Source organism: Gluconobacter sp. R75690 (assembly GCF_015244525.1).
GTDB classification, from domain to species: domain Bacteria; phylum Pseudomonadota; class Alphaproteobacteria; order Acetobacterales; family Acetobacteraceae; genus Gluconobacter; species Gluconobacter potus.
Genome location: NZ_JABCQB010000014.1, coordinates 26,354 through 52,521 on the forward strand (window position 1 = coordinate 26,354; position 26,168 = coordinate 52,521).

26 protein-coding genes are annotated in these 26,168 nt (G+C 61.0%); 8 read left to right on the forward strand and 18 right to left on the reverse strand.

What is annotated here, in order from left to right; all coding sequences use genetic code 11:
* Positions 1–43: 43 nt before the first annotated feature.
* The 12 genes from HKD27_RS14220 to HKD27_RS14275 form a co-directional block, all read right to left on the reverse strand.
* Positions 44–349, reverse strand: a complete 306-nt coding sequence (locus tag HKD27_RS14220; protein ID WP_194689900.1) for a hypothetical protein — start codon at positions 347–349, stop codon at positions 44–46.
* An 86-nt stretch (positions 350–435) separates the two neighbouring features.
* A complete protein-coding gene (locus tag HKD27_RS14225) occupies positions 436–915 on the reverse strand; it encodes a type II toxin-antitoxin system RatA family toxin (protein WP_062458993.1) in 480 nt (159 codons plus the stop codon).
* Positions 915–1,883, reverse strand: a complete 969-nt coding sequence (gene lipA / locus HKD27_RS14230) for a lipoyl synthase (protein WP_041112447.1) — start codon at positions 1,881–1,883, stop codon at positions 915–917. Before lipA ends, HKD27_RS14225 begins: the two co-directional genes overlap by 1 nt.
* A 5-nt stretch (positions 1,884–1,888) precedes the next feature.
* Entirely contained in the window at positions 1,889–3,295 is a 1,407-nt protein-coding gene (gene lpdA, locus HKD27_RS14235; protein WP_194265215.1) for a dihydrolipoyl dehydrogenase, read from the reverse strand.
* Positions 3,296–3,298: 3 nt separating this feature from the next.
* A complete protein-coding gene (locus tag HKD27_RS14240) occupies positions 3,299–4,528 on the reverse strand; it encodes a pyruvate dehydrogenase complex dihydrolipoamide acetyltransferase (protein WP_194689901.1) in 1,230 nt (409 codons plus the stop codon).
* A 5-nt stretch (positions 4,529–4,533) separates the two neighbouring features.
* Positions 4,534–5,901 (reverse strand): pyruvate dehydrogenase complex E1 component subunit beta, encoded by a 1,368-nt coding sequence (locus HKD27_RS14245; protein WP_194689902.1) that lies wholly within the window; start codon positions 5,899–5,901, stop codon positions 4,534–4,536.
* A 3-nt stretch (positions 5,902–5,904) separates the two neighbouring features.
* A complete protein-coding gene (gene pdhA / locus HKD27_RS14250) occupies positions 5,905–6,909 on the reverse strand; it encodes a pyruvate dehydrogenase (acetyl-transferring) E1 component subunit alpha (RefSeq protein ID WP_011253792.1) in 1,005 nt (334 codons plus the stop codon).
* A gap of 153 nt (positions 6,910–7,062) precedes the next feature.
* Positions 7,063–7,989 (reverse strand): indole-3-glycerol phosphate synthase TrpC, encoded by a 927-nt coding sequence (gene trpC, locus HKD27_RS14255; RefSeq protein WP_011253791.1) that lies wholly within the window; start codon positions 7,987–7,989, stop codon positions 7,063–7,065.
* Positions 7,986–9,077, reverse strand: coding sequence for an anthranilate phosphoribosyltransferase (gene trpD / locus HKD27_RS14260; RefSeq protein ID WP_194689903.1), 1,092 nt, complete (start codon positions 9,075–9,077; stop codon positions 7,986–7,988). The genes trpC and trpD overlap by 4 nt, the downstream gene beginning before the upstream one ends.
* Positions 9,074–9,670 (reverse strand): aminodeoxychorismate/anthranilate synthase component II, encoded by a 597-nt coding sequence (locus HKD27_RS14265; RefSeq protein WP_194689904.1) that lies wholly within the window; start codon positions 9,668–9,670, stop codon positions 9,074–9,076. Before HKD27_RS14265 ends, trpD begins: the two co-directional genes overlap by 4 nt.
* A gap of 58 nt (positions 9,671–9,728) precedes the next feature.
* Positions 9,729–11,141, reverse strand: coding sequence for an anthranilate synthase component I (gene trpE, locus HKD27_RS14270; protein ID WP_194689905.1), 1,413 nt, complete (start codon positions 11,139–11,141; stop codon positions 9,729–9,731).
* Complete coding sequence (locus HKD27_RS14275) at positions 11,141–13,078, reverse strand: peptidyl-prolyl cis-trans isomerase (RefSeq protein ID WP_194689906.1); 1,938 nt, start codon at positions 13,076–13,078, stop codon at positions 11,141–11,143. The genes trpE and HKD27_RS14275 overlap by 1 nt, the downstream gene beginning before the upstream one ends.
* Before the next feature lie 200 nt (positions 13,079–13,278).
* Here HKD27_RS14275 and tpiA point away from each other — a divergent pair, with 200 nt between their 5' ends.
* From tpiA to kdsA, 4 genes are all read left to right on the forward strand, one after another.
* On the forward strand, positions 13,279–14,079 hold the full coding sequence (gene tpiA, locus HKD27_RS14280) for a triose-phosphate isomerase (RefSeq protein ID WP_081107392.1): 801 nt from the start codon (positions 13,279–13,281) through the stop codon (positions 14,077–14,079).
* Complete coding sequence (secG, locus tag HKD27_RS14285; RefSeq protein ID WP_011253786.1) at positions 14,076–14,417, forward strand: preprotein translocase subunit SecG; 342 nt, start codon at positions 14,076–14,078, stop codon at positions 14,415–14,417. Before tpiA ends, secG begins: the two co-directional genes overlap by 4 nt.
* Before the next feature lie 103 nt (positions 14,418–14,520).
* The gene (locus HKD27_RS14290) at positions 14,521–16,152 is read left to right on the forward strand and encodes a CTP synthase (protein ID WP_194689907.1); all 1,632 of its coding nucleotides are present in this window, start codon (positions 14,521–14,523) and stop codon (positions 16,150–16,152) included.
* Positions 16,149–16,973 (forward strand): 3-deoxy-8-phosphooctulonate synthase, encoded by an 825-nt coding sequence (gene kdsA / locus HKD27_RS14295; RefSeq protein WP_194689908.1) that lies wholly within the window; start codon positions 16,149–16,151, stop codon positions 16,971–16,973. Before HKD27_RS14290 ends, kdsA begins: the two co-directional genes overlap by 4 nt.
* Here the strand turns inward: kdsA and HKD27_RS14300 are convergent.
* Positions 16,970–17,446 (reverse strand): DUF3429 domain-containing protein, encoded by a 477-nt coding sequence (locus tag HKD27_RS14300; RefSeq protein WP_228518548.1) that lies wholly within the window; start codon positions 17,444–17,446, stop codon positions 16,970–16,972. The genes kdsA and HKD27_RS14300 overlap by 4 nt on opposite strands.
* A gap of 102 nt (positions 17,447–17,548) precedes the next feature.
* On the opposite strand from HKD27_RS14300, the gene eno reads away from it, so the two are divergent.
* Both eno and HKD27_RS14310 read left to right on the forward strand, forming a co-directional pair.
* Positions 17,549–18,829, forward strand: coding sequence for a phosphopyruvate hydratase (eno, locus tag HKD27_RS14305; protein WP_011253782.1), 1,281 nt, complete (start codon positions 17,549–17,551; stop codon positions 18,827–18,829).
* A 141-nt stretch (positions 18,830–18,970) separates the two neighbouring features.
* Positions 18,971–19,300 (forward strand): septum formation initiator family protein, encoded by a 330-nt coding sequence (locus HKD27_RS14310; RefSeq protein ID WP_041112437.1) that lies wholly within the window; start codon positions 18,971–18,973, stop codon positions 19,298–19,300.
* Positions 19,301–19,384: 84 nt separating this feature from the next.
* Here HKD27_RS14310 and rpmG read toward each other — a convergent pair whose 3' ends face one another.
* Positions 19,385–19,552: a 50S ribosomal protein L33 gene (rpmG, locus tag HKD27_RS14315; protein ID WP_011253780.1), complete on the reverse strand. Its 168-nt coding sequence runs from the start codon at positions 19,550–19,552 to the stop codon at positions 19,385–19,387.
* A 305-nt stretch (positions 19,553–19,857) separates the two neighbouring features.
* Here rpmG and lexA point away from each other — a divergent pair, with 305 nt between their 5' ends.
* On the forward strand, positions 19,858–20,574 hold the full coding sequence (gene lexA / locus HKD27_RS14320) for a transcriptional repressor LexA (RefSeq protein ID WP_024716897.1): 717 nt from the start codon (positions 19,858–19,860) through the stop codon (positions 20,572–20,574).
* 48 nt (positions 20,575–20,622) lie between these two features.
* On the opposite strand, the gene HKD27_RS14325 is transcribed toward lexA, so the two are convergent.
* The 4 genes from HKD27_RS14325 to HKD27_RS14340 form a co-directional block, all read right to left on the reverse strand.
* A complete protein-coding gene (locus HKD27_RS14325) occupies positions 20,623–21,228 on the reverse strand; it encodes a hypothetical protein (protein ID WP_041112436.1) in 606 nt (201 codons plus the stop codon).
* Between the two features lie 102 nt (positions 21,229–21,330).
* Positions 21,331–21,933, reverse strand: a complete 603-nt coding sequence (pgsA, locus tag HKD27_RS14330) for a CDP-diacylglycerol--glycerol-3-phosphate 3-phosphatidyltransferase (RefSeq protein ID WP_194689910.1) — start codon at positions 21,931–21,933, stop codon at positions 21,331–21,333.
* Positions 21,934–22,023: 90 nt separating this feature from the next.
* A complete protein-coding gene (uvrC, locus tag HKD27_RS14335; protein WP_194689911.1) occupies positions 22,024–23,961 on the reverse strand; it encodes an excinuclease ABC subunit UvrC in 1,938 nt (645 codons plus the stop codon).
* A gap of 314 nt (positions 23,962–24,275) precedes the next feature.
* Positions 24,276–25,283, reverse strand: coding sequence for a dipeptidase (locus HKD27_RS14340; protein WP_194689912.1), 1,008 nt, complete (start codon positions 25,281–25,283; stop codon positions 24,276–24,278).
* A gap of 81 nt (positions 25,284–25,364) precedes the next feature.
* Between HKD27_RS14340 and HKD27_RS14345 the strand changes: the two genes are divergently transcribed.
* Positions 25,365–26,162, forward strand: coding sequence for an exodeoxyribonuclease III (locus HKD27_RS14345; protein WP_194689913.1), 798 nt, complete (start codon positions 25,365–25,367; stop codon positions 26,160–26,162).
* Positions 26,163–26,168 lie beyond the last annotated feature (6 nt).

Genomic DNA, 26,168 nt, shown 5'->3' on the forward strand with positions numbered 1-26,168 from the left:
ACGGAAGCCGCCTTTGCCTGAAACCGGAGGTCCGTTCAGAAACTCAGTTGCCCTGCGTCGGCGCCGGAAGCGTGGAGGCTGCTGCCGGAGCCTGAAGGCTCGGCGCCGTCGGAATGGCAGTCGGTGCTACCGGCGGCACTGCGGCGGTCGGGGCCGTCGGTGCAACCGGCGTCTGGGCCTGCTGAAGAGAGCGGGCGTTCAGGGCATCCGTGGCGGACTCGCTGTCGGCCTTCTGCGTTTGTGCAGTCTTGTCGTGGTGCTTGCCGTGATGATGATGCTCGGCCATTGCAGGCGAAGCTGCGGCGACCAGAGCGGTCAGGGCAAATGCGCCAAAGGAAATCTTTTTCATTTCGTGATCCTTTTCATGTCACCATGACGGTGCTTGAAACCTGTAACGGCCCACGTACCGAATGGTTCTGGAAATACTACGAAATTTTATGTCCTTTGGGAAAGGCCCGGTGCCGGCGGGACCGCTTTCGTCGCCTGAGTGCCGTAAATGTCCCGTGCCCGCTTGATGAAGGCGGAGACCATCAGGCGCACCCCCTCATTGAACACGACGCCCATCGCATTTTGCAGAAGGCGCGAACGGAACTCGAAATCGACGAAGAAATCGACCAGACAGCCACGCGGATCCGGCGTGAACGTCCAGACATTGTTCAGGTAACGGAAAGGCCCCTTCTCGTAGCGCACCCGGATACGCGAAGGCCGCTCCAGCGTCACACGGCTGGTGAAGGTCTCGCGGAACGGGCCGAACCCGATCGTCAGATCCGCCACAAGCTCCTGTTCCGTCTGGGTCCGGATGCTGGCCTTCACACACCAGGGAAGGAACTGCGGATATTTCTCCACATCTGCCACAAGATCGAAAAGCTGGTCCGGCGTGTAGGCGATCAACCGTTGCTCGGCATGTGTCGGCATCAGAGACTTTCTTTCAGACGGCTGTTCCGCGCAGCCTGAAGCTTCGCGAAATCACTGTCCGCATGGTAGGAGGACCGGGTCAGCGGACTGGCACTGACCTGAAGAAATCCTTTTGAACGGGCAGCAGCAGCATAGCCGTCAAACTCGTCGGGGGTAACAAACTTTTCCACCGCCGCATGTTTCGCGGACGGCTGGAGATACTGTCCAAGCGTCAGGAAATCGACGTCCGCAATCCGGAAATCATCCATAACCTGGGCTACTTCCATCCGCTCCTCGCCAAGCCCAAGCATCAGGCCGGACTTGGTAAAAATGGAAGGATCGAGTTTCTTTACTCCGTCCAGGAGACGGACGGACTGATAGTAACGCGCTCCCGGTCTGATGGTGGGGTAAAGCCGGGGTACGGTCTCGATATTGTGATTGAAAACGTCCGGCCGAGCCGCCACTACGACCTCCAGCGCGCCATCCTTGCGCAGGAAATCAGGCGTCAGAATCTCGATCGTGGTCTGTGGAGAGGTCTCGCGGATCGCATGAATGACCCGCGCGAAGTGCATCGCCCCCCCGTCTTCCAGATCGTCACGGTCCACCGAAGTGATGACGACATGCTTGAGCCCAAGCTTCGCCACTGCTTCCCCGACCCGCCGTGGCTCGTCCTCATCAAGATGCTTCGGCAGTCCGGTCGTAACATTGCAGAATGCGCAGGCCCGGGTGCAGATCTCGCCCATGATCATCATCGTGGCGTGACGCTGCGACCAGCATTCCCCGATATTGGGGCATGCCGCTTCCTCGCAGACCGTCACCAGCCCGGCATCCCGCATGAGCGCGCGGGTCTCGTGATACACGGGATGGTTCGGCGCCTTGACCCGGATCCAGGACGGCTTGCGCTGGATCGGGTTGTCAGGCCGATGCGCCTTCTCCGGATGGCGGAGGGCAGGCGCCGAACGGTGATCGATGGTGATGCGCTGGGACATGGTGCTCAGATATGCAGCGGGCCGTCGAAGGCCGCCAGAGTTGCCTCATGCATGGTCTCAGAAATGGTCGGATGCGGGAAGACCGTCTCGACCAGCTCCGCTTCCGTCAGTTCGCCTGTGCGGGTGATGACGTAGCCCTGGATCATTTCCGTGACTTCCGCGCCGATCATGTGGGCGCCAAGAAGCTCGCCGCTTGTGGCATCGAACACGGTCTTGACCATGCCGTCCGTCTCACCCATCGCGACGGCCTTGCCGTTGGCAATGAACGGGAAGCGCCCGACCTTGACCTTGTGGCCGGCAGCGATGGCCTTCTCTTCGCTAAGCCCGACAGAGGCGATCTGCGGACGTGAATAGGTGCAGCCCGGAATATTCAGCGGATGAAGCGGCTGCGGCGAACGGCCTGCGATCTTCTCGACGCAGAGGATGCCTTCATGGCTCGCCTTGTGGGCCAGCCACGGAGCCCCCGCGACATCACCGATCGCATAGATACCCGGCTCACCGGTGCGGCAGAAGCCGTCCGTGACGATATGGGTTCGCTCGACCTGCACCTTGGTGCCCTCAAGCCCCAGATCCTCGACATTGCCGACAATGCCGACCGCACAGATAACGCGATCCACCGTCAGATCGACCTTGCCCGTCGGGCTCTCGATCGTCGTGGAGACTTCGTTCTCACTCTTGTTCAGCGGGCCGACTTTCGCGCTGGTGATGATCTTCATTCCCTGCTTTTCGAAAGCCTTGCGGGCAGCGGCGCTGATTTCCGGATCTTCGGCAATCAGGATCCGGTCCGCCACCTCGGCAATCGTGACCTCACTGCCCATGTTCCGGTAAAACGATGCGAACTCGATGCCGATGGCGCCGGAGCCGATGACGAGGAGCCGCTTCGGCAGTTCCTGCGGCGTCATGGCCTCGCGCGCTCCCCAGATCAGGGTGCCGTCCGTTTCCAGACCAGGAAGCTGACGACCACGCGCACCCGTTGCAAGGATGACATGCGGCGCCTTGATGGTGGCAACCGTAGCCCCGTCCTTGGTGATGGCAACCTGATGCGCCTCGCCCGAACGGCCGGCCAGCTTTGCACGACCATCAAAGGTCGTGACCTTGGCCTTCTTCAGCAGATGGGCAATGCCGCCACCCATTCGCCGCGCAATGCTGCGTGAGCGGCCCACGATCTTGGACAGGTCGAACGAGATGTTGTCGGCAGAAAGACCGAACGTCCCCAGTTCATGTAGCAGATGGTGGATTTCCGAAGACCGCAGAAGCGCCTTGGTCGGAATGCAGCCCCAGTTGAGGCATACGCCGCCGAAATGCGTGCTTTCCACGAGCGCCACGCTCATGCCGAGCTGGCTGGCCCGCAGCGCCGCCACATAGCCGCCGGGGCCGCCACCAACAACAATCAGATCGAACGTATCGGACATGGTTCAGACCACCAGAGTGTAAGGGTTCTGCACGATATCGCGCAGTGCATTAAGCCATTCGGCACCAAGCGCGCCATCGACAGCACGGTGATCGACCGAAAGCGTCGCCGTCATCACGGTCGCAACCGCAATTTCCGATCCACGCACCACGGCACGCTTCTCACCCGAGGCAATCGCCAGGATACCGGCCTGCGGCGGATTGATGATCGCCGCGAACTCGCGCACGCCGAACATGCCCATGTTGGAAATGGAGAACGTCCCGCCCTGGAATTCCTCGGGCTTGAGCTTTCCGGCACGGGCGCGCTTGGCCAGATCCTTGGCTTCGACGCTGATCTGGCGCAGGGACTTGCGATCGGCGTTGCGGATGATCGGCGTGATCAGCCCATCCGGCACCGACACGGCCATCGAGATGTCCACATTTTCGAAATGCAGCGTCTCGGCATCCGTGAACTGCACGTTCACACCCGGCACCTTCTTCAGCGCCAGTGCAACGGCCTTGATCATCATGTCGTTGACGGAAATCTTGAAGCTGTTTTCCTGCGCGGTGGCATTCAGCTTCGAACGCAGTTCCAGCAGCGCATCCAGCTCGATATCGACCGAGACATAGAAATGCGGGACCTGCGTCTTGGACTCCGTCAGACGCCGCGCAATGACCTTGCGCATCGTGGAGTTCGGAACGCGACGCACCGTCTCTTCCGAAGCAGCAACGGGTGTCGCTGATGGAGCTGCTTTCGGCGCAGTCTTCGGAGCTGTCACACCCTTTTCCACATCGCGCTTGAGAATACGGCCGTTCGGGCCACTTCCCGTCAGCGCATCGAGGGCAATGCCCCGCTCCCGCGCCATGCGGCGCGCCAGCGGAGAGACGAAAATCCGTTCGCCCTTCTCTTCTGCCGCAGCTTTTGCAGGCGCTGTTCCCGTCGATACGGCCGGAGCGGCCTCGGCTTTCGGGGCTGCTGGGGCCTGCGTGGAAGAGACTTCCGGCACAGCCTCCCCCTCTTCCACAAGAACCGCGATCGGCGTGTTGACGGGAATGCCCTCGACGCCTTCCTGGATCAGGATGCGGCCAAGAATGCCCTCGTCCACGGCTTCCACTTCCATGGTCGCCTTGTCGGTTTCGATCTCGGCAATCACGTCGCCAGCGGAGACGGTATCGCCCTCAGCTTTGAGCCAGCGGGCCAGTTTGCCCTCGGTCATGGTCGGCGACAGCGCCGGCATCAGAATATCGGTAGCCATCGTTGTCAGTCCCGCAGCTGCTTGCGAACGGCATCCACAACCCATTCAGGTTTCGGAAGCGCCAGTTTTTCGAGATTGGCCGCATAGGGCATCGGCAGGTCGAGCCCGCAGACACGTGCCGGCGGAGCATCGAGCCAGTCAAAGGCCTGCTCGACGGCCACAGTGCAGATTTCCGCACCAATACCCGCTACCGGCCAGCCTTCCTCAACGGAGACGATCCGGTTCGTCTTCTTCACACTGCGCACAATCGTCTCAGTGTCCAGCGGACGGATCGAACGCAGGTTGATGACTTCGGCCGAGATGCCTTCATCCGCCAGAATCGCCGCGGCTTCCAGCGCCACGCCGACCATGATGGAGAATGCCACCAGCGTCACATCCGTACCTTCCCGCTCGATCTTCGCGCGACCGATCGGCAGAATGAAATCTTCATCCACCGGGCACGGGAATTTCTGACCGTACAGGATCTCGTTTTCCAGCACGATGACCGGGTTCGGATCACGGATGGCCGCGCGCAGCAGCCCCTTCGCATCAGCGGCCGACCAGGGAGCCACGACCTTCAGGCCCGGAATATGCGCATACCAGCTCGCGAAACACTGCGAATGCTGGGCACCTACGCGGGCCGCTGCACCGTTCGGGCCGCGGAACACGATGGGGCAGCCCATCTGACCACCGGACATATACAGCGTCTTGGCGGCGGAATTAATAATATGATCAATGGCCTGAAGCGAGAAGTTCATGGTCATGAACTCGACGATCGGCTTCAGCCCCGTCAGCGCCGCACCAACGGCCATACCCGTGAAGCCATGCTCGGTGATCGGCGTGTCGATGACGCGCTTTTCGCCGAATTCTTCCAGCAAACCCTGGCTGATCTTGTACGCGCCCTGATACTGCGCCACTTCCTCGCCGATCAGGAATACGTCTTCATCACGACGCAGTTCAGCCGCCATGGCATCACGCAGCGCCTGACGGACGGTGATCTCGCTGGTTTCGCCCCAGTCGCGATCATCCTCGGCCTGCGCCACTTCCGGCGCTTCGGTGATGGCTGGGTCGGACGGTGTCTCGATGGCGACAGGCGCACCGACGGCCGGGTCGGAAGACCGCACGACATTATCGGCCGCAGAGGCATCCTCGCCTTCCGCCAGAAGCACGGCGATCGGCGTGTTGACCGCGATGTTTTGCGTGCCCTCGTCCACCAGCGTCTTGCCGATCACGCCCTCATCCACGGCCTCGACTTCCATCGTCGCCTTGTCGGTCTCGATCTCGGCAATCACGTCACCGGTCGCAACGGTATCACCGGCCTTCTTGACCCAGCGGGCCAGCGTACCTTCGGTCATGGTCGGCGAGAGAGCCGGCATCAGAATCAGAGATGCCATGGATCAGGCCTCCACCAGAATATCGGTCCAGAGTTCGGACACGTCCGGCTCCGGGCTTGTCTGCGCAAATTCGGTCGCGTCCGCCACGATGGCCTTCACGTCCGTCTCGATGTCCTTGAAGACACTCTCCTCAATGCCGCTTCGCAGCATTTCGGCCTTCAGCGTCTCGATCGGATCGCGCGTGCGACGCATCTCCTCCACTTCCGCGCGCTGGCGATATTTCGCCGGATCGGACATGGAGTGCCCGCGATAGCGATAGGTTTCCATTTCCAGCAGGAACGGTCCCTTGCCCGAGCGGCAATATTCCATGGCTTCCTGCGCGGCTTCATGCACGGCAAAAATATCCATGCCGTCCACCTTGCGGCTGGCAATGCCCCAGGGCTCGCCATTGCGCGAAAGATCCTTGGAGGCCGAGGCGCGCTCGATGGACGTGCCCATGCCGTAGCGGTTGTTCTCGATCACATAGATGCAGGGCAGCTTGTGCAGGGCGGCGAGATTGAAGCTCTCATAAACCTGCCCCTGTGCCGACGCCCCCTCGCCGAAATACACGATCGAGACCTCGTCCGTGCCGCGATACTTGTTCGCAAAGGCCAGACCCGTACCGAGGGCCACCTGTGCGCCGACGATGCCATGGCCGCCATAGAACTCCTTTTCACGGGAGAACATGTGCATGGAACCGCCCTTGCCGTGCGAATATCCACCGGAGCGGCCCGTCAGTTCCGCCATGACACCACGCGGCGTCATGCCCGCGACGAGCATCTGCCCATGGTCACGATAGGACGTGATGGACTTGTCGCCCTGCTTCATGTTGAGGCCGATCCCGACCACAACGGCTTCCTGCCCGATATAAAGATGGCAGAAGCCGCCGATCAGACCCATACCGTAAAGCTGGCCAGCCTTTTCCTCAAAGCGCCGGACAAGAAGCATGTCCCTGTAAGCGCGCTTCATGGTCTCCGGCGAAAGGGCCGGACCGTTGCTCCGGCCTGAAGCGGACGGTGTCTCGTCCATGACGGTCTCCTGATGGAAATGCACAAAATCCTGCATGCTCTTAGCGGCAGAACCCGCCAAAAGCCAGACCACGCCCCCGCTTTCGCGGGCGTCCCGGCCTGCTGGATGTGCCGTGGAAAAACGGATCAGACCGCCCCGAAGGGCGGCCTGGGATCATACGAAACCGAGCAGACGGCGTGCGGCCACGCCGGGGTCGGGCTCACGCAGCAGGCTCTCGCCCACCAGAACCGCGCTCGCTCCGACCGCCCCGACCTTCATCATGTCGTCCTGCGTCCGGATGCCGCTTTCGGAGACGACCAGACGATCCGGCGGCACCAGCGGCGCAAGGTCGATCGTCGTCTGGATGTCGGTCTTCAGTGTCCGCAGGTTACGGTTGTTGATCCCGATCAGGAACGTATCCAAGGCTAGCGCCCGGTTCAGTTCGGCCTCGTCATGGACTTCCAGCAGGACATCCATGTCCAGCCCGCGTGCAATCGCGATCAGTTCGGCAGCCTGGGTTTCCGTCAGGATCGCCATGATCAGCAGGATGCAGTCCGCCCCGATCAGGCGGCTCTCATGCACCTGCCAGGGGTCCAGAATGAAGTCCTTGCGCAGGATGGGCAGGCTGCATGCTTCGCGTACGGCCCGGATATCGTCCGTGCTGCCATGAAAGCACGAGCCTTCCGTCAGAACCGAAAGACAGGTGGCGCCGGCAGCCTGGTATTCCTGTGCGATCTCGACCGGATTGTAGTCCGGACGCAGGATACCGGCAGACGGAGACGCCTTCTTGATCTCGGCAATCAGTCCGACCTGACGATCGGCTGTGAGATGCTGGAGCGCCTGACCGAAGCCCCGTGTCGGGACCGTGACTTCCCGGGCGCGTGCCGTGATCTCCTTGAGGGACATAATCTGGGAGCGCTGCTCGATGTCCACGCGGGTACGGGCACAGATCCGGGCCAGAACGTCACTGCGGTCGGCCGCGGTTTCCGCTTCGGGATCCTTGATGGGCGGGGTTGTCGTTTCCGGAATTTCCGGGTCCGGGAACTGTTCCGTTCCCTCAGGCGAATATGTCATCGCCGGTCGATGGTACATGAATGTCATGATCGTCCTGCGTCTTTGGGGGCAATGGAATGAGCTGACATGCGCGCAGCCTCGAGCGCGGCACGGGCAAGACCCCGGTCAATGGAGTCTGCCGCCATGCCTACATTGCGACGGAAAGCCGGAACGTCAATCGCTCCGGCCTTCACGATATCGCCGCGCCCTGCCACATGCAGGGCCGCAGCGGCGTTGAGAAGAACCGTGTCCCGGTAGGCGCCACCCGCGCCATCCAGCAGGGCAAGCAATGCGGCCGCATTGGTCTGTGCATCCCCGCCCCGGATGGCTGAAATCGGTGCGGCAGCCAGTCCGGCCATGTCCGGTTCGATCCCGAATGAAAAAAGGGCGTCGTCCTGCCAGGCCGAAACCTGGGAGGGGCCAGCTAGCGTAAGCTCGTCGCTGCCCCCTTCTCCGGTTGAGCCATGGACGACCCAGACCGATAGACTGCCCAGTGCGCCAAGCGCCCGCGCCACTGGCTCGCACCAGTTTCCGTCAAACACGCCGATCAGCTGATGGCGGACCTGAGCCGGGTTACACAGCGGCCCGAGCAGATTGAACAACGTGCGGAAACCCAGTGCCTTGCGGACAGGAGCCGCGTGCCGCATGGCAGGATGATGCTGGGGGGCGGCCAGAAAGACCAGCCCGTCTTCGCGCAGCCGACGGCTCTGAAGCGCCAGATTATCGGTCGGCGGAATGCCCAGGACTTCGAGAACATCCGTGGCACCCGTGGCAGATGAGAGTGCGCGGTTGCCATGCTTGGCCACGGGAACGCCCAGTCCCGCCAGCACGAAGGCTACGGCTGTGGAGACATTCAGTGTCTTCAGGCCGTCTCCGCCTGTTCCGCAAACATCAATGGCGCCGGCTGGAACATCCGGCAGAACCGTCATGTGATGACGGACCGCCTGAACGGCTCCGGTCAGTTCGGCAAAGGTTTCGCCACGGAGTTTCAGCGCGGTCAGGAAAGCGGCAAGCTGAACGGGATCGACCTCGCCGGCCATGATGGCGTGAAAAGCCGTTTCCGCCTCATGGCTGTCGAGTTGCCGTCCCTGGGCAGCCTTGTGCAGAAGGGACGTGAAATCCGCGCTCACAGTCATGCGGCCTGTGAGGTGAGGACCGGAATACCGGCAATTTTCAGGAAATTTGCCAGCAACTCGCGTCCTGCAACAGATGCGATGCTTTCGGGATGGAACTGGACGCCATGCACGGGATAGTCACGGTGGCGCACGCCCATGATGACGCCGTCTTCCGTCCGGGCATTGACCACAAGCGTTTCGGGAATGCTGTCGGGTGCCAGCGTCAGGCTGTGATAGCGCACCACATCCACCGGCTCCGGCAGCCCGGCAAAGACGCCCGTTCCGTCATGATGTACCGCGCTGATCTTGCCATGCATCGGCACAGGTGCGCGCACGACATCTGCCCCAAAGACCTGCCCGATGGCCTGATGGCCAAGGCACACACCGAATACCGGCACCTTCCCCGCGGCAGCACGGATCAGATCACAGCAGATCCCGGCCTCGGCCGGGGCACCAGGGCCGGGCGAGATCACGATCGCGGACGGATTGAGCGCCAGGGCCTCGTCAACACTCAGCGCGTCATTGCGCCGCACGTCACACTCAACCCCAAGCGCACCCAGATGGTGGACGATGTTGAATGTGAAGCTGTCGTAATTGTCGATGAGAAGGATCATGGCAACAGAATGACCCCCGTGTCTGTTTTCGTCAAATACATCGCGCTTCGAGGCTCCGTCAGGCTTTCGCGGCAGTTGCTACGGCGATTTCCGCCGCCCGGAACAGCGCACGGGCCTTTGCCTGCGTCTCGCGGAACTCGGCGTTCGGATCGCTGTCCGCCACGACACCGCAGCCGGCCTGCACATACATGTTTCCACCCTTGAGAACGGCCATGCGCAGCCCGATGCAGGTGTCCATTTCCCCGTCCGCCCCGAAATACCCGACGCAGCCCGAATAGGGACCGCGCCGCGTCGGTTCCAGTTCGTCAATGATTTCCATGGCGCGGATCTTGGGGGCGCCCGTCAGGGTCCCGGCCGGGAAAGCTGCAACAAGTGCATCCATCGCCGTTTTGCCGTCCTTGATGCGGCCGGTCACGGTCGAGGAAATATGCATGACATGGCTGTAGCGCTCGACGACGAATTTCTCCGGAACTTCGACGGTCCCGAGCTGTGAGACGCGCCCTACATCGTTGCGCCCCAGATCGATCAGCATCAGATGCTCGGCCAATTCCTTGCGGTCGGCCAGAAGCTCTTTTTCCAGAGCCAGATCTTCTTCGCGGTCCGCTCCGCGCGGGCGTGTGCCCGCCAGCGGACGCACCGTGACCTCGCCGTTGCGCAGACGCACGAGGATTTCCGGAGACGATCCGACCAGAGCGTAGTCCTCAAGCTCCATCACGAACAGGAACGGCGCCGGATTGACGCGGCGCAGGCTGCGATAGAGCGAGAGCGGCGACAGCGGGAATGGTGTCGTGAAGCGCTGGCTCGGCACGATCTGGAATGCATCGCCCGCGGCGATATAGTCCTGCGCCTTGCGGATGTGATCCTCGAACTGCTGCTGCGTCATGTTCGATGTCGGTGGTGCCAGTTCCGTGCCGGCCGGCAGCGTCTCGCGCGCATCCCCCAGCGGGGCGGCCAGAGCGGCCCGTGCCTGATCGAGAAGCGCATGCGCCTCCGCATCCGTCGTCTTGCCGCGTACCGGCACGGCCAGCGTGAGTTCGTCCCGCACGGAATCGAAGACGGCGAACAGGCGCGGACGGATCATGATTCCTTCCGGCAGTCCCAGATCGTTGACCGGGGCGTTTGGCAGGCGCTCCATCTGGCGCACCATGTCGTAACCCAGCACGCCGAACACGCCGCCAATCATCGGCGGCATTTCGGCGGGAAGCTCCATCTGGCTCTCATCCACGATGGTCTTCAGGGTATCGAGCGGCACGCCGTCGACGGGTTTTCCGTCCAGCGTCACCTTCCCGTCCCGGCATTTCCAGACCAGATCCGGCAGAAGCGCGATTACGGAATAACGCCCGCGGGCCGCACCGCCTTCGACGCTTTCGAACAGCAGCCGGTACGGATCGTCCGACAGTTTCGAGAGACGGAGAAAGGCCGAGACAGGCGTCAGAAGATCGGCGGCCTCGATGCTGTAAACAATACCCATTACTGCGCCCCGTTTCCTGCTGCCGGCGCGGCCGCAGTCACGACCTGATTATAGAGCGCCATGTTGATGTGCGACGGCGGAACCGCCTTTTCCATGGCCGCATTCAGTGCCACCGGGATGTCGGAACGCATGGACTGCAGATATTCGTCCGAAAGCTGGTTGCCCAGGCTCTTCATGTCCTCTGCCGAGGCCGGCTTGTCCGCCGTCACGTTGACCAGCCAGAACGCATCCGGGGATTCGAACATGCCGCTCGTTCCCGGCTTGAGTCCGAAGACACCGCGCAGGACATTCTGCGGAAGGCTCTGATCCGGATGAACCCGCGACACGGCAACGTCCTGACGCAGGGCCGAAGCTTCGGCTTGCCCCTCGACAGCCTTGCGCAGCGTTCCCGCCTTGGCGGCATTGAACAGCGCGGTCGCCCGCATATCCGCAGCATGGCGTTTCTGATCCGCCGTCCAGGCCTGCACGACCTGATCGCGCACGCTGTCGAACGGCTTGAGCGTGCCCGGGTGCACTTCATCGACCAGCAGGGAGAACGCCGTGCCGTTCGGGCCATTGATGACGGTCGGCTGGACATTCTTGGACTGGGTGAAGATCTGGTGGATGATCGCCTGGCGCAGGGCTGCGTCGCCCGGGATGGGGGCAGGCAGACCGTCCTGTGTCAGGCCGTTTGAATCCAGCGTGCCGGATGCGGGAACGGCCCCGAGATCGCTCGGGATCTGCTCCAGCGTCGAAGATCCGGCAACGGCATCCTGGAACTGCTTCTGTCGGGCCTGAAGCGCTTCCCCGGCTTCCTGGGTCTGGACCTGCGTCTTCAGACCGTCCTTAGCCTGTTCGAAGGTCGTTTTGTGCGGCGCGGTGATGGCCGTGATGTTGAAGACGACCCAGCCCATGCCGGTCTTTTCCGGTCCGGAGATGCGGTCGGACGGTGCTGCGAATGCTGCCTTGGCGAGTTCGGGGTTCGGAATGTCGCTCTGACGTACGGACGGCAGGGACACCGCAGCAGCTTCGGGGAATTTCTTCTGGATATCGTCCCAGGACGTTCCGCTCTTCCAGGCCGTTGCAGCCGCATCGGCCTTTGCCTGATCCGTGAAGGTCAGGACCTGAATCGTCCGCGTCTCGGGCATGTCGAAGGTGCGAGCCTGAAAATCATAGAGACGGTGCAGGACGTCGTCGGGAACCTCGATCGTCTTTGCCACGCTGTCCGGCGTCATGACGACCATTTTCGCATGACGGTATTCTGTCGTGCGGAACATCTGGGGGTGGTTGTCATAAAAACGGTGAAGCTGGTCATCCGTCGGCGCGGCGGCAACGACACCGCTTGCAAACGGGATCTGAACCAGATCGAACACGCGCTGGCTCGCATCAAAAGACAGCATCCGGTTCGTCAGGGAAGACGGCGCGACAACGGACTGCCCCATGCCCTGCAGAAGCCCGCGTGAAGCAATGTCTTCGCGGATGGCCTGGAGCAGCTTGCCCTCGGACAGTCCGATCCTTGTCAGACGGTCATTGAAGACGCTCCGGTCGAACTGTCCGGCGGCATTGTGAAATGCCGGAATGGCAAAGACTTCCTGCCGCACTAGATCATCGGGAACCATCATGCCCGCGCGGGCGGCGGCAAGCTGGGTCTCGTTCTGGATCACAAGGTTTTGAAGCGTCTGCCGTGCGATCTGCTCGACCTCACCCTTGGGGAGCTTGGACGGGTCGGCAAGCCCGATCCGTCTGGCAACTTCGGGAAGCTGCGCCGAGAGCGCGCGGCTGAAATCATCCGGCGTGATGCTCCGATCGCCGACGCGCACGACTTCGTTGGAGCTTGCCGTGCCCATGTTGGAATACACATCTCCCACGCCCCAGCCGATGAAGGCCAGAAAGATCAGCAGCGCGGCGGCACGGCCGGCCCAGGAGTCAACAAAGAGGTGGCGGAGCGTGGTAATCATAGGGTCAGGGCAGATCCGGATGACGGGATGGTGCGGACACAAAAGGCCCGCTAGACTTGCCGCACCATAATGTCGTGAGAACGGCTTGACCAGAAGCAGACCGGAACGAGTGCGACCTTGCGGCATTCAGCCGGTCGCAGATACTGAGCACACACCGGTAACGCCGCCATTCTTCAGGGCGTCATCATCAAGGAGGAAGAGTGCCCCCATCACCCAGGCTTGTCGTTGGAAACTGGAAGATGCACGGATTGCGGGAGCAGTCCGGCCGTCTGGCCCGTGCCGTCGCCGAGGGCGCGCAGTCCCTCCCTGATGATGTGCGGCTCGTCCTGTGCCCACCCTTCACCCAGCTCGCCAGCGTGCATGGCATCATCAATGCCGAAGGGCCGGCCACGCCGCTGCGTCTTGGTGCGCAGGACTGTCACACGACATCTTCGGGGCCCCACACCGGGGACATCTCGGCTGAAATGCTGGCTGACCTTGGCGTCCGATACGTCATTCTCGGCCATTCCGAACGCCGTCAGGCCCATGGCGAAACCGATGTCCTAATTCGCCAGAAGGTCGAAGCTGCCGAAGCTGCGGGCCTCATTCCCATCGTCTGTATCGGCGAGACGATGCAGGAGCGTCTCGAAGGGCGGACGACCACCGTTCTGGCCACGCAGGTCGAGGGATCGTTGACCGACGGCTTTACCGGTATCCTGGCTTACGAGCCCGTCTGGGCCATCGGAAGCGGCACGATTCCGCCCATCGACGAGCTCGAGAGAACCCTCTCTCTCCTGCACGGACTGTTGCAGTCTCGTCTCAAGACGGATGACATTCGCGTGCCGATCCTGTATGGCGGCTCCGTTACACCGGCTCAGGCGCCGACCATTTTTTCCATCGGGTCGCTTGGCGGGGTGCTGGTTGGCAGTGCCAGTCTGGAAGCAGAGAGCTTCCTGCGCATCGCTGAAGCGGCATCTTTCCGCCTGACGTCCCAACCATTGTCCGGACCCTATCGTTCATGACCACTCTTCTGCTTGCTCTCAACCTGCTGGTCACACTGGCGCTGATCGGGGTGATCCTGATCCAGCGCAGCGAAGGCGGCGGCCTCGGCATCGGCAGCGGCCAGGGCATGGGCTCCTTCATGAGCGGCCGTGGAACGGCAACGCTGCTGACGCGTGCCACGTCCGTCCTCGCCGGCATCTTCATGCTGCTGTGCCTGGTGCTGGCCGTCATGAACCGTGGCGCCTCTTCCGGCGTCGGCTCGCATGACATTCTGGCCGAACCGCCTGCCGCCACCCAGACGACCACCACCACAACCCCGGCTGCACCTGCCGCTCCGGCTCCCGCACCCGCTCACTGACCGGGGCTGAAAATCCCCGTTCAAACTTTTTAACGGGGATCTTTTCAACAGACGCGTCTCTTCGCTTCCCCTGCCCCATGTCGGCAGTGTATGAAGACCGCCCATGACGCGTTTCGTATTCATCACCGGCGGTGTGGTATCTTCTCTCGGCAAGGGCATCGCTTCAGCGGCCCTCGCTGCTCTCCTCCAGGCGCGCGGATACAAGGTCCGCATGCGCAAACTGGACCCCTATCTCAACGTGGATCCGGGCACCATGAGCCCGTACCAGCACGGTGAGGTGTTCATTACCGATGACGGGGCCGAAACCGACCTCGATCTCGGTCACTATGAACGCTTCACGGGCGTCCATGCGTCACGTGCTGACAACACCACGACGGGACGGATCTATTCGGATGTGATCGCCCGCGAACGCCGCGGCGACTATCTGGGCGGGACCGTGCAGGTCATCCCGCACATCACGGATGCCATCAAGGACGTCGTGGTCACGGGTACCGACGACTATGATTTCGTCCTCGTGGAAATCGGCGGCACGGTTGGCGACATCGAGAGCCTGCCCTTCCTCGAAGCCATCCGTCAGCTGCGCAATGATCTCGGCCATGCCCAGACCATGTGCGTGCACCTGACCCTCCTGCCCTATATCCCGGCAGCTGGCGAGCTCAAGACGAAGCCGACGCAGCATTCCGTCAAGGAATTGCAGAATGTCGGTATCCAGCCGCAGATGCTGCTGTGCCGCTCGGACCGTCCCATCCCGGACAACGAGCGTCGCAAGATTGCCAATTTCTGCAATGTCCGTCCGGAAGCCGTTATCGCGGCGCTGGATGTGGACACGATCTATGCCTGCCCCATTTCCTATCACAATGAGGGAATGGATCAGGAAGTCCTGCGCTATTTCGATCTGCCATACGACAGCAAGCCGGACCTCTCGCGCTGGGAAAAGATCGTCCATGCGATTCGCGAACCCGAAGGTGAAGTCCGCGTGGCTATCGTTGGCAAGTACACAGCTCTGCTCGATAGCTACAAGTCGCTGGCCGAAGCCCTTCTGCATGGTGGCATCGCCAACCATGTGAAGGTGAAGCTCGACTGGATCGAATCGGAAGAGTTCGAAAAGAACGGCAATATTGCCGAGCGCCTGAAAGATGCGGACGCCATCCTCGTACCAGGCGGCTTCGGTGAGCGCGGTGCGGAAGGCAAGATCCAGGCTGTCCGCTATGCCCGTGAGCACAATATCCCGTTCCTGGGTATCTGCTTCGGTATGCAGATGGCCGTGATCGAATGTGCCCGTTCGCTGGCGGGTCTGCCCAAGGCATCCTCGACCGAGTTCGGCCCGACGGATGAGCCTCTGGTCGGCCTGATGACCGAATGGGCTCGGGGCAGCGAAATGCTCCGCCGTCGCGAAGGTGGCGATCTGGGTGGGACGATGCGTCTGGGTGCCTACCCGGCCAAGCTGCTTCCTGGCTCCCGCGTGGCGGAAATCTACGGCCGCACGGAAATCCGCGAGCGCCATCGTCACCGCTGGGAGGTCAACGCGCACTACAAGGACCGCCTTGAAAAGACCGGTCTGCGGTTCTCTGGCCTGTCGCCTGATGGAGTGCTGCCGGAAGTGATTGAATATCCGGATCACGCCTGGTTCGTGGCCGTGCAGTACCATCCGGAACTGCTCTCCAAGCCTTTCGACCCGCATCCGCTGTTCGCAGGCTTTATCGCCGCGGCCGTCAAGGAGGCTCACGGCAAGTGAGCTTCCGGATCGGAGACCTCACGGTCGGCCAGGATCAGCCTTTCACGCTGATCGCTGGTCCCTGCCAGATCGAATCCCGCGAGCATGCAACGGAAATGGCCGACTCCATTTCCAGCCTGTGCCGTGAGCTGGGAATCGGCCTGATCTACAAAAGCAGCTTCGACAAGGCGAACCGCAGTTCGGTCAACGCTGCGCGTGGCGTAGGTATGGATGCGGGTCTGGATATTCTCGCCAGCATCCGGGAGCGATTCGGCGTCCCCGTCCTGACGGATGTACATACTGCCGAGCAGTGCGCGCCTGCTGCCCAGGCCGTGGATGTTCTTCAGATCCCGGCCTTCCTTTGCCGCCAGACGGACCTGTTGCTGGCGGCGGGCAAAACCGGTCGCGCCATCAACATCAAGAAGGGCCAGTTCCTCGCGCCGTGGGACATGGCAAATGTCGCGGCGAAGATCGCATCCACGGGCAATGAACGTATCATGCTCTGCGACCGCGGTACGAGCTTCGGTTACAACACGCTTGTGAGCGACATGCGTGGACTGCCGATCATGGCGCAGACGGGTTATCCTGTCGTGTTCGACGCCACCCATTCCGTGCAGCAACCGGGTGGTCTTGGGGCCTCAACAGGCGGTCAGCGCGAGTTCGTTGAGCCTCTGGCCCGCGCTGCCCTGTCCATCGGCGTAGCTGCTGTTTTCATTGAAACACATCAGGATCCGGATCACGCACCGAGCGATGGGCCGACCATGGTGCCGCTTAGTGAAATGCGCGGCCTGCTGATGCGTCTGAAAGCCTTCGACGCGCTCGCGAAGTCCTTTCTGGTCTAAGTGCCCGACGGCGCCAGAGCCGCCAGAAACAGGCTCAGCACCGCAATAGCCGTCAGCCCTGTGCGAAGCGGCAGATAGCCTGGGGGAAGAGCGCCTTTCCTCCAGGCTTCCCGTTCCACGAGGAACGTCCCGACAAAGCCGATGATTTCCAGCCCGAAACCGGCGCGGACATGCCCCAGCATACCCACGCATAGCGACAGCCATGCCCACAGCGCAGGGCAGACGCCCAGCACGAGACGCTGACGGTCCCGCTCCGATGTCCCGCCAACCGTGATGATGTCCGGCCGCTCCATGGCCAGTCCCCAGTGCACGGCCCCCAGAAATGACAGGATGCAGGCCCCGTACGCCAGCAGAATGATCTTCAGATGTGGCAGCGGCGCGAACAGTCCGGCCAGAAAGATCCACCCGCCAAGCGTCATGAAGGGGATCAGTCCGGCAATGCCAAGCACGAAAACGGGAAAAGGAAGGCGCATGTCGTCGTTGACCTCACGGCGTGATTTTGAGACTTGAAATACCTGTTCCATTCCGAACGGTCACGAGCCAACCCGGTTCACGCATCTCCAGGAGAGCTTCCATTGAGCGCCATCGTTGATATCACCTCCCGCGAAATCCTGGACAGCCGCGGCAATCCCACCGTCGAGGTCGAGGTCGAACTGTCCTCCGGTGCCCGCGGCCGCGCTGCTGTCCCGTCTGGCGCCTCCACAGGCGCGCATGAAGCCGTGGAGCTGCGCGATGGTGACAAGTCCCGCTACGGCGGCAAGGGCGTCCTGAAGGCCTGCAGCCACGTTGAAAACGACATCCTCGAAGTGCTCCAGGGCGCCGAATCGGAAGATCAGATCGCCATCGACAACGCGATGATCGATCTGGACGGGACCCCTAACAAATCCCGTCTGGGTGCAAATGCCATCCTGGGCGTTTCCCTTGCAGTCGCCAAGGCCACGGCCGAGGAACTGGAACTGCCGCTGTACCGCTATGTCGGTGGCGCCTATGCCCATCTCCTGCCCGTGCCGATGATGAACATCGTCAATGGCGGCGAGCATGCTGACAATCCGATCGACATCCAGGAATTCATGATCCAGCCAGTCGGTGCTCCGACGGTCGCGGATGCCATTCGTATGGGCTCGGAAATCTTTGCGCGCCTGAAGAAAGGTCTGTCCGAAGCCGGGTACAACACCAATGTCGGCGATGAGGGCGGCTTCGCACCGAACCTGAAGTCTGCTGACGAAGCTCTTGGATTTATTGCAAAATCCGTTGAGGCTGCGGGCTACAAGCTGGGTGAGGATGTGACCTTCGCACTCGATTGCGCAGCCACCGAATTCTATGCGGATGGCCGCTATAACCTGAAGGGTGAAGGTAAGGAATTCGATGCCTCGGGCATGATTTCTTACCTTGAGGATCTGGCCAACCGTTACCCGATCGTCTCCATCGAGGACGGTCTGGCGGAAGACGACTGGGAAGGCTGGGCAGAGCTTACGACCCGTCTGGGCAAGAAGCTTCAGCTTGTTGGCGACGACCTGTTCGTGACCAACCCCGAGCGTCTGCGCCGTGGCATCAAGGCTGGCACGGGTAATGCCCTGCTCGTGAAGGTTAACCAGATCGGCACGCTGACCGAGACGCTCGAAGCTGTCGAAACCGCTCACAAGGCTGGCTATGCCTGCGTCATGAGCCATCGTTCCGGTGAAACGGAAGATTCCGTGATTGCCGATCTCGCCGTCGCCACGAACTGTGGACAGATCAAGACGGGCTCCCTCTCCCGCTCTGACCGCACGGCGAAGTACAATCAGCTGATCCGTATCGAGCAGCAGCTCGGCAGTGCCGCGCGCTATGCTGGCCGCAGCATTCTCAAGAACTCCTGAGATTGCACAACGGCCTCATGTCCTTCGGGAATGGGGCCGTTTTTTCAGGTCCGGACATGAAAGATCCCCGCATCATTCATTGTCTGGTCACGATTGACTGATATAAACTGAAGTAGTCCCTCAGAACGGAGTTTTCACGACGTGACACTGATCCGGCTCATCAAGCGTGGTGTCCGCGCCGTTGCTCCCCCCGCTTTCTTTCTGTCCCTGACGGCCTATTTCGGATGGAACGCCCTTCATGGCGCTCATGGTATTCATGCCTATCAGGAACAGATGCAGCTTCAGAAGGATGCCCTTCAGGCCAGGCAGGATGCCGATGACGAACAGAATGTCTGGCGTCGGCGTGTCGTTGCACTCAAGGAAAAGGCGCTGGACGCCGATATGCTGGACGAGCGTGCCCGTGCCACGATGAACCTGACCCGCAGCGGTGATCTGGTTGTCCCCTACGGTCCTCACGACAAGCTGTTCTGAGCAGCGGTCAGGAAATCCGGTTCTGCAGACACAAAAAAAAGCGGCCCGAAGGCCGCTTTTTTCATGAAGACTGTCGAAACAGTCTTACTTGATCTTGGCTTCGCGGAACACGACGTGCTTGCGTGCAACCGGATCGTACTTGCGCACTTCCATCTTTCCCGTAGCGGAACGGGCATTCTTCTTCGTGACGTAGAAGTAGCCGGTTTCGGCGGACGAAACGAGCCGGATCTGAATAACGTTGCTCTTTCCCATGATACCCTCGGGCTTTCGCCATACTGATGCCGCTCGAAGGTGTCGATGCAGCATGTTGATCTCTAGATTGGGCGCACCATGCTGATTTGTGGTCCGCAGGTCAAGGCCCTGACGTACAATTTCGGGGTTTTCCTGCGCTTTCAGGGACTTTCAGCCCGAGGGAATCTTATCAGGCCACCGTGTGAGCCCCTCTCTTTCGCTTGTGAGGCAACAGACAGGAACCTATAAGGAACAAATGCGGGATGGCTTTCATTCTGCACCTTGTTTTCCGACCTGCCTCCGCCGAGGCGCATGGGAGCGCCTGTATGCTGACCCGCAAGCAGCACCAGCTTTTGCTATATATCGACGACCATCTTCGCCGGACGGGCTATTCCCCTTCTTTCGATGAAATGAAGGATGCTCTTGAGCTTCGCTCAAAGTCTGGCATCCATCGGCTGATTTCTGCTCTGGAAGAACGCGGCTTTCTGCGTCGTCACCATCATCGTGCCCGTGCACTCGAAGTGCTGCGTCTGCCACACATGGGAACCGAGGCACCGGCCGCTACGGGCACGGGTACCGCGTTCGTCCCCGCCGTTCTCAATCAGGGGCAGACAGGCCTTGAGGGGGCGTTCTCGGAAGCCAGTGTCGCCAATGACCGCCAGACTGTCAGCATCCCGCTCTATGGACGTATTGCAGCCGGTCTTCCGATCGAGGCCATGCAGGATGACAGCGACCGGATTGACGTGCCGGTCTCGCTTCTGGGTACCGGCGAGCATTATGCCCTGACGGTTGCGGGTGATTCGATGATCGAAGCGGGCATTCTGGATGGCGATATCGCCATCATCCGGCGACGCGAAACTGCGGAAAACGGACAGATCATCGTGGCCCTGATCGACGAGCAGGAAGTGACGCTCAAGAAGCTGCGTCGTCGCGGATCGATGATTGCGCTGGAAGCGGCCAACAGGGACTACGAAACCCGCATCTTCCCGGCGGAGCGCGTCCATATTCAGGGCCGTCTGGTCGCGCTTTTCCGGCAGTACTGAAACCAGGGTTACTGCTGACGGCTTCAGGAGCCGTCAGCAGTAACCCTGTTATTGCGGCGCAGCGGGGGTGCCGCGTACGACTTTCACGCTGCCATCCGGCGCAATCAGCGTGCTCGTGCCGTCACCATTCGGAATGACGATGGTCTTGCTTGGATTCTTGTTCAGGAAACGGGTAGCGCTATCGGGGACCGAGGATGGCAGTGTCGGAATGACATGGCTGCGGTCCCGGCTCACACCCTGATGGGTGTCGGCGCTTTCGCCGACCGACATGCTCTGCCCCTGCATGAGCTGCTGGCCGGAAGCGCCCAGAGCGCCCTTGCTGCCAATGCCGCCCATGAAATTCTCGTCGAGAGCTGCGCCGCCGAAATAGGTTGCCGGGTCTCCGAGGGCATGACTGAACGTGCTGTCGGGGTTTTCGACGTCCTTGAGGGTCGGAAGGGGCTGTGGGGCACCAGGCCAGATATTGCCGCCTTCAGGGAAAATCGGGGTTTCAGCGTATTTCTCGCCACGGGCACGGTGAATATTCTCACTGTCGCCGTGTGGACCATTGGGGTTGTCGAGCGCCGTCCACACCATGGTGTCACGGATATACTTGCCCATGCCTGAACAGCCGCTCAGAGCGAGAGGTAGTGCCAGCAGAGCGGCCTTCCGCATTTCTTACTCCCACAAGGTCAATAAATGACCTTTAGCGGTCCTTGTAACGGAGCGCCAGATGAAGACAGTCAAAGACATCCATAATTCTACCAGAGACTGGTGTCAGAAGCTGATCTTGGATGACTTGCGGGATTGTCCCGCCATGATGCGGGTGAGCCCGGCAGTCAGATAACCCCAGCCGCTGATGACGGTCGGAATGACCGAGAACCAGAGAAGAATTCCGCCGATCAGGCTGGCAGGCAGGAAGGAAAGACCCAGCATTCCTGCCGCCCCGTCCCCACCGATCAGAAACCCGATCGCCACCATCTGGATTCCGGTTTTCCATTTCGCCAGGCGGGTGGAGGGCAGCGTTTCCCGCTGCGAGGCCATGTATTCCCGAAGGCCACTGACCAGGATTTCCCGGACCATGATGATGATCCCCGCATAAAGCGAGAAAACCGGGAGGTGTGTCAGCCCCGCCAGAGCCAGCAGAAGCGACCCCACTAGCAGTTTGTCCGCAATCGGATCCATCATCCGGCCCAGCTCCGAAAGCTGGTGCCAGCGGCGGGCCAGCGCCCCGTCCAGATAGTCCGTGATGCACGCGGCAGTATAGACCGCGCACGCAATCACGTTCGCGGTCGGCGAATGCACGGAGAGCAGCACGACCAGTACAGGAATGGACGCGATACGCAGCAGTGTCAGGATGTTTGGCAGATCTGTCAGCATCGCAGTCAGTCTAGAACAGTTTCCATCTCTCCGGTATGCGCCAATATGCCCGTAAAAGATGTATTTTTCGTGTAAATTCCGACGTGTGGCCTAATGGCTGCGATTATCGGCCGATGTCTTCTGGACCCATTCCGGATGAAAATGCCCGTAGATGGCGGTTGCCGTACTCGAGCTGATCCCCGGCGCATTCTCAAGTTCCTCAAGGCTCGCCTGCCTGACGGATTTTGCCGAGCCGAAATGGTTGAGCAGGGCTTTTTTCCGCGCCGCTCCGATTCCCGGAACGTGATCCAGCTCCGAACTGCGCAGTCCTTTGGAGCGCCCTGCCCGATGGGTCGTGATGGCGAATCTGTGCGCTTCGTCACGCAGCCGCTGCAGGTAATACAGGACCGGATCCCGCGGTGGGAGCTGGAATGGCGGCTTCGTTTCCGTGAAGAACCACTCCCGCCCTGCATCACGATCCGGTCCCTTGGCGATGGCGACGATCGGGATACCTGTCACGCCCAGATCAGCCAGAACGGCCCGTACCGCGTTGAACTGTCCGAGGCCGCCATCAATCAGCAGCAGATCCGGCCAGTCTTCCGGGCGCCCTCCGTTTTCAGGGCGATGTCCGAAACGCCGTTCCATGACCTCCCTCATCATGCCGAAATCATCGCCTGGCGTGACAGGCCCCTTGATGGCGTATTTGCGATAGGCGCGCTTGTTGAACCCTTCCGGGCCGCCCACGACCATCACGCCATAAGGCGCCTGCCCCATGATGTGCGAGTTGTCATAGGTCTCGATCCGCTGGGGGATTTCAGGCAGGCCAAAGACTTCCGCCACACCTTCGAGCAGTTTGCGCTGCCCGGTATTCTCCGCCAGCTTCCGCTCCAGCGCCTCACGCGCATTCAGCGCGGCATGCTCGACAACTTCTTTCTTCTCGCCCCGTTGAGGTCTCAGGATCTCGACCTTCTGTCCCCGGCGGATGCTGAGTGCTTCCTCGACGAGCTTCAGTTCCGGCAGTTCGCAGTTCACGAGAATGGAAGGCGGCGGCGGCTTGTTGTCATAGAACTGGATCATGAACGCCGACAGCACGTCTGCGGCGGTCTCTTCTTCCGCGTGGGCCGGGTAGAACGCCCGGTTGCCATTATTCCGGCTGCCGCGAATGAAGAAGACCTGGATGCAACTCTGACCGGCTTCCTGCCAGATGGTCATGATATCCGCATCGTTGATCGAGGTCGGGTTGATCGTGCTCGAACCCTGAATACTGGCAAAACCCCGGATCCTGTCCCGGATCGACGCGGCCCGCTCGTAGTTCATTTCCTGCGAGGCCTGCTCCATTTCGGCCACCAGACGCTGCTGCAGTTCCGTGCTGTGTCCGGAGAGGAACTGGCGCGCCTCGCTGACCAGTTCGGCATAATCAGGCTTGGAGATCCGGTCCACACAGGGGGCCGAGCAGCGCTTGATCTGGTATAGCAGGCAGGGGCGCGTCCTGCTGTTGAGGACCGCATCCGAGCAGGACCGGAGCAGAAAGCTGCGCTGCACCAGATTCAGCGTCTGATTGACCGCCCAGGCATTCGCGAACGGTCCCCAGTAGGTCGCACCCTTGACCGGTTTGCCACGCTGCTTGGTGATCTGGGGAAACTCATGGCTCTCGGTCAGCATCAGCCACGGATAGCTCTTGTCGTCGCGCAGCAGGATGTTGAAGCGGGGCTTCATCCGCTTGATGTAGTTGGCTTCCAGAAGCAGTGCGTCCGCTTCCGTCCGCGTAATGACGATTTCCATCGACACCGTCATCGACACCATACGCCGCAGCCGCTCCGGCAACTGGTTGATGCGGGTATAGGACGACACACGCTTCTTCAGGCTCAACGCCTTGCCGACATAAAGGACCTCCCCCTTCGCGCCCAGCATGCGATACACGCCGGGGCTGTAGGGGATGGTCTTCAGCGCCTCGCGGATGGCCTCTACGCCCTGCTTTTTTTCCGCAGGAACAAGGGGTTCACCCTGATCGGCAGGACGGTCGGAACTGTGCGGAGGAAGGTCGGTCATTCAGCTTCTTCAGTCATCCACTGAACCTGTGGAAAAGTCTGTGGGCTGCTCCGTGACAGAATCATGAAAGCCCCGGTTTGCCAGACCTGTCATCAGATTGCCCAATTTTTAATCATGTTTTGCAAGTCATTGAAAACACTTGCATCTTGCTTTCCGATCTTTCCCGTCAGCTTCGATCTGCGGGACGGAAAGGACTGGGAAGCTCTCGAAGAACACCTCTCCCGATCATGGTGGACGAACTGGCTCCCTTTTCGCCGCCCATGATCATGTTCTGTTCTATCGGGCGGTCCCGAAAGCGTGTGAAGACCCCGCTCTCAGACCTTCTCTGCAGCCCGCTCGGCCGTCTCCAGAAGACGCAGCATGTTACCGCCCCAGATGGCAGAAATATCAGCGTCGCTGAATCCTGCCGCCTGGAGCGCGCGGGTCACGTTCGCGGTCTCGGTTGCATCCTTCCAGCCCGGAATACCGCCACCGCCATCGAAATCGGACGAGATGCCCACATGCTCTACCCCGATCCGATCCGCGATGTACGAGACATGCCGCACCAGATCTTCGACCGTACCGCCGCCGCCTTTTTTCAGGAACGATCCCATGGCTGTAACCTGAATCAGGCCGCCCGTCTCTTTCAGGCGATCAAGCTGCTCGTCATCCAGATTCCGCGGATGATCGCACAGGGCGCGGGCGCAGGAGTGGCTGGCGAAAACCGGCGTGCTCGAGACTTCGGTGGCCTGCATCATGGTCGACTTCGCAGCATGCGACACATCGACCAGAACACCCGAGCGGTTCATCTGCGCGATCGTCTCACGTCCCAGATCCGACAGTCCGCCATGAAGCGTCTCGTTATCGGCAAGATCCTTGCGCGGAATGGCCGCATCCGCGAGCGCATTGTGCCCGTTATGGGTCAGGGTCATGTAGCGCACGCCATACCGACGGGCGAGTTCCGCAATACGTTCCGGACGACCGCCCAGACCATGCCCGTTCTCGATCGCCGGAATGACGGCAAGGTCGCCCGCTTTGTATGCGGCCCGCACATCCGCGGCTGTGCGGCAGACACGTGCGCCCTGATCGCCCTGTCGTCCCTCAAGTCCGGCAATCACGTCCAGCATGCCCTGAACCCGCTCCCAGCCTTCGGCATGTCCAGCATCGTCACGGGGGCCCTGCGGAATATACGCTGCAAGGCACACCGCCCGCAGACCGCCCTTGCGAGTCTTGGGGACATTCACCTGCCGGGGCGTTTCTTCCGCCCAGGCATCCTGCCGGTCCGGCCAGGGAATATCGATATGGGAATCAAGCGTCAGGAGCGTGTCGTGCAGATCAGTCATGGTCCGTCCTAGATCGGACGGGAACGTCTTGTGTGCAAGAGGGCGCTTGTCAAAACGACCGATCCGGTCGATCCAGTTTGCATGCGTCTCATCACCTGGAACATCAATTCCCTTCGACTCAGACTGCCTCTGCTGAAGCAGATCGTCGAACAGGAAAATCCGGACATCGTCTGTCTACAGGAAACGAAAGTCCCGGATCCCCTCTTCCCTGCTCAGCCCCTGGCCGAAATGGGACTGCCCCATCAGGTCTATAAAGGCATGAAGGGCTATAACGGTGTGGCGATCCTGTCGCGACACGAACTGCAGAGCGTAGACGGCACACCGGACTGGTGCACCCGCTCCGACTGCCGGCATGTCGCTGCCAGTATTGCCACACCGGCCGGCCCGATCCTGCTACACGATTTCTATGTGCCGGCTGGCGGGGACATCCCGGATCCTGAAGAAAACGAAAAGTTTGCCCACAAGCTGGCGTTTGTGGACGAGGCAACCAGCTGGTTTACCAGCACACCGCCTGCCCGCAGCATTCTGGTTGGTGATCTCAACATCGCGCCGTTGGAACACGATGTCTGGAGCCACAAACAGCTTCTGAAGATCGTTAGCCATACGCCTCCCGAGATCGAACGTCTCAAGGCGTGGATGGCAACGGGATTTCAGGATGCCATGCGGATGATCACGCCGGAGCCGGAAAAGCTCTATACGTGGTGGTCATACCGCAACAGGGACTGGAAGAAGTCCAACCGTGGACGGCGGCTGGATCATGTCTGGATGACGCCCGATCTGATGCCGGGCCTGCGTAATGTCCGGGTTCTTCAGGACGTGCGGGACTGGGCGAGCCCCTCCGATCACGTCCCGGTCGTGCTGGATTTCGGTCCGGCCTGACCCGTC

Excerpts from the sequence above, each read along its gene's own strand:
- lpdA (WP_194265215.1), bottom strand. The coding sequence starts at position 3,295 with ATGTCCGATACGTTCGATCTGATTGTTGTTGGTGGCGGCCCCGGCGGC.
- HKD27_RS14275 (WP_194689906.1), bottom strand. The coding sequence starts at position 13,078 with ATGATTACCACGCTCCGCCACCTCTTTGTTGACTCCTGGGCCGGCCGT.
- HKD27_RS14225 (WP_062458993.1), bottom strand. The coding sequence starts at position 915 with ATGCCGACACATGCCGAGCAACGGTTGATCGCCTACACGCCGGACCAG.
- uvrC (WP_194689911.1), bottom strand. The coding sequence starts at position 23,961 with ATGACCGACCTTCCTCCGCACAGTTCCGACCGTCCTGCCGATCAGGGT.
- pgsA (WP_194689910.1), bottom strand. The coding sequence starts at position 21,933 with ATGCTGACAGATCTGCCAAACATCCTGACACTGCTGCGTATCGCGTCC.
- HKD27_RS14300 (WP_228518548.1), bottom strand. The coding sequence starts at position 17,446 with ATGCGCCTTCCTTTTCCCGTTTTCGTGCTTGGCATTGCCGGACTGATC.
- rpmG (WP_011253780.1), bottom strand. The coding sequence starts at position 19,552 with ATGGGAAAGAGCAACGTTATTCAGATCCGGCTCGTTTCGTCCGCCGAA.
- trpC (WP_011253791.1), bottom strand. The coding sequence starts at position 7,989 with ATGACATTCATGTACCATCGACCGGCGATGACATATTCGCCTGAGGGA.
- trpE (WP_194689905.1), bottom strand. The coding sequence starts at position 11,141 with ATGGGTATTGTTTACAGCATCGAGGCCGCCGATCTTCTGACGCCTGTC.
- trpD (WP_194689903.1), bottom strand. The coding sequence starts at position 9,077 with ATGACTGTGAGCGCGGATTTCACGTCCCTTCTGCACAAGGCTGCCCAG.
- HKD27_RS14340 (WP_194689912.1), bottom strand. The coding sequence starts at position 25,283 with ATGACTGATCTGCACGACACGCTCCTGACGCTTGATTCCCATATCGAT.
- HKD27_RS14240 (WP_194689901.1), bottom strand. The coding sequence starts at position 4,528 with ATGGCTACCGATATTCTGATGCCGGCGCTGTCGCCGACCATGACCGAG.
- HKD27_RS14265 (WP_194689904.1), bottom strand. The coding sequence starts at position 9,670 with ATGATCCTTCTCATCGACAATTACGACAGCTTCACATTCAACATCGTC.
- HKD27_RS14220 (WP_194689900.1), bottom strand. The coding sequence starts at position 349 with ATGAAAAAGATTTCCTTTGGCGCATTTGCCCTGACCGCTCTGGTCGCC.
- lexA (WP_024716897.1), top strand. The coding sequence starts at position 19,858 with ATGCTGACCCGCAAGCAGCACCAGCTTTTGCTATATATCGACGACCAT.
- HKD27_RS14290 (WP_194689907.1), top strand. The coding sequence starts at position 14,521 with ATGACGCGTTTCGTATTCATCACCGGCGGTGTGGTATCTTCTCTCGGC.
- secG (WP_011253786.1), top strand. The coding sequence starts at position 14,076 with ATGACCACTCTTCTGCTTGCTCTCAACCTGCTGGTCACACTGGCGCTG.
- pdhA (WP_011253792.1), bottom strand. The coding sequence starts at position 6,909 with ATGGACGAGACACCGTCCGCTTCAGGCCGGAGCAACGGTCCGGCCCTT.
- HKD27_RS14325 (WP_041112436.1), bottom strand. The coding sequence starts at position 21,228 with ATGCGGAAGGCCGCTCTGCTGGCACTACCTCTCGCTCTGAGCGGCTGT.
- HKD27_RS14245 (WP_194689902.1), bottom strand. The coding sequence starts at position 5,901 with ATGGCATCTCTGATTCTGATGCCGGCTCTCTCGCCGACCATGACCGAA.
- lipA (WP_041112447.1), bottom strand. The coding sequence starts at position 1,883 with ATGTCCCAGCGCATCACCATCGATCACCGTTCGGCGCCTGCCCTCCGC.
- HKD27_RS14345 (WP_194689913.1), top strand. The coding sequence starts at position 25,365 with ATGCGTCTCATCACCTGGAACATCAATTCCCTTCGACTCAGACTGCCT.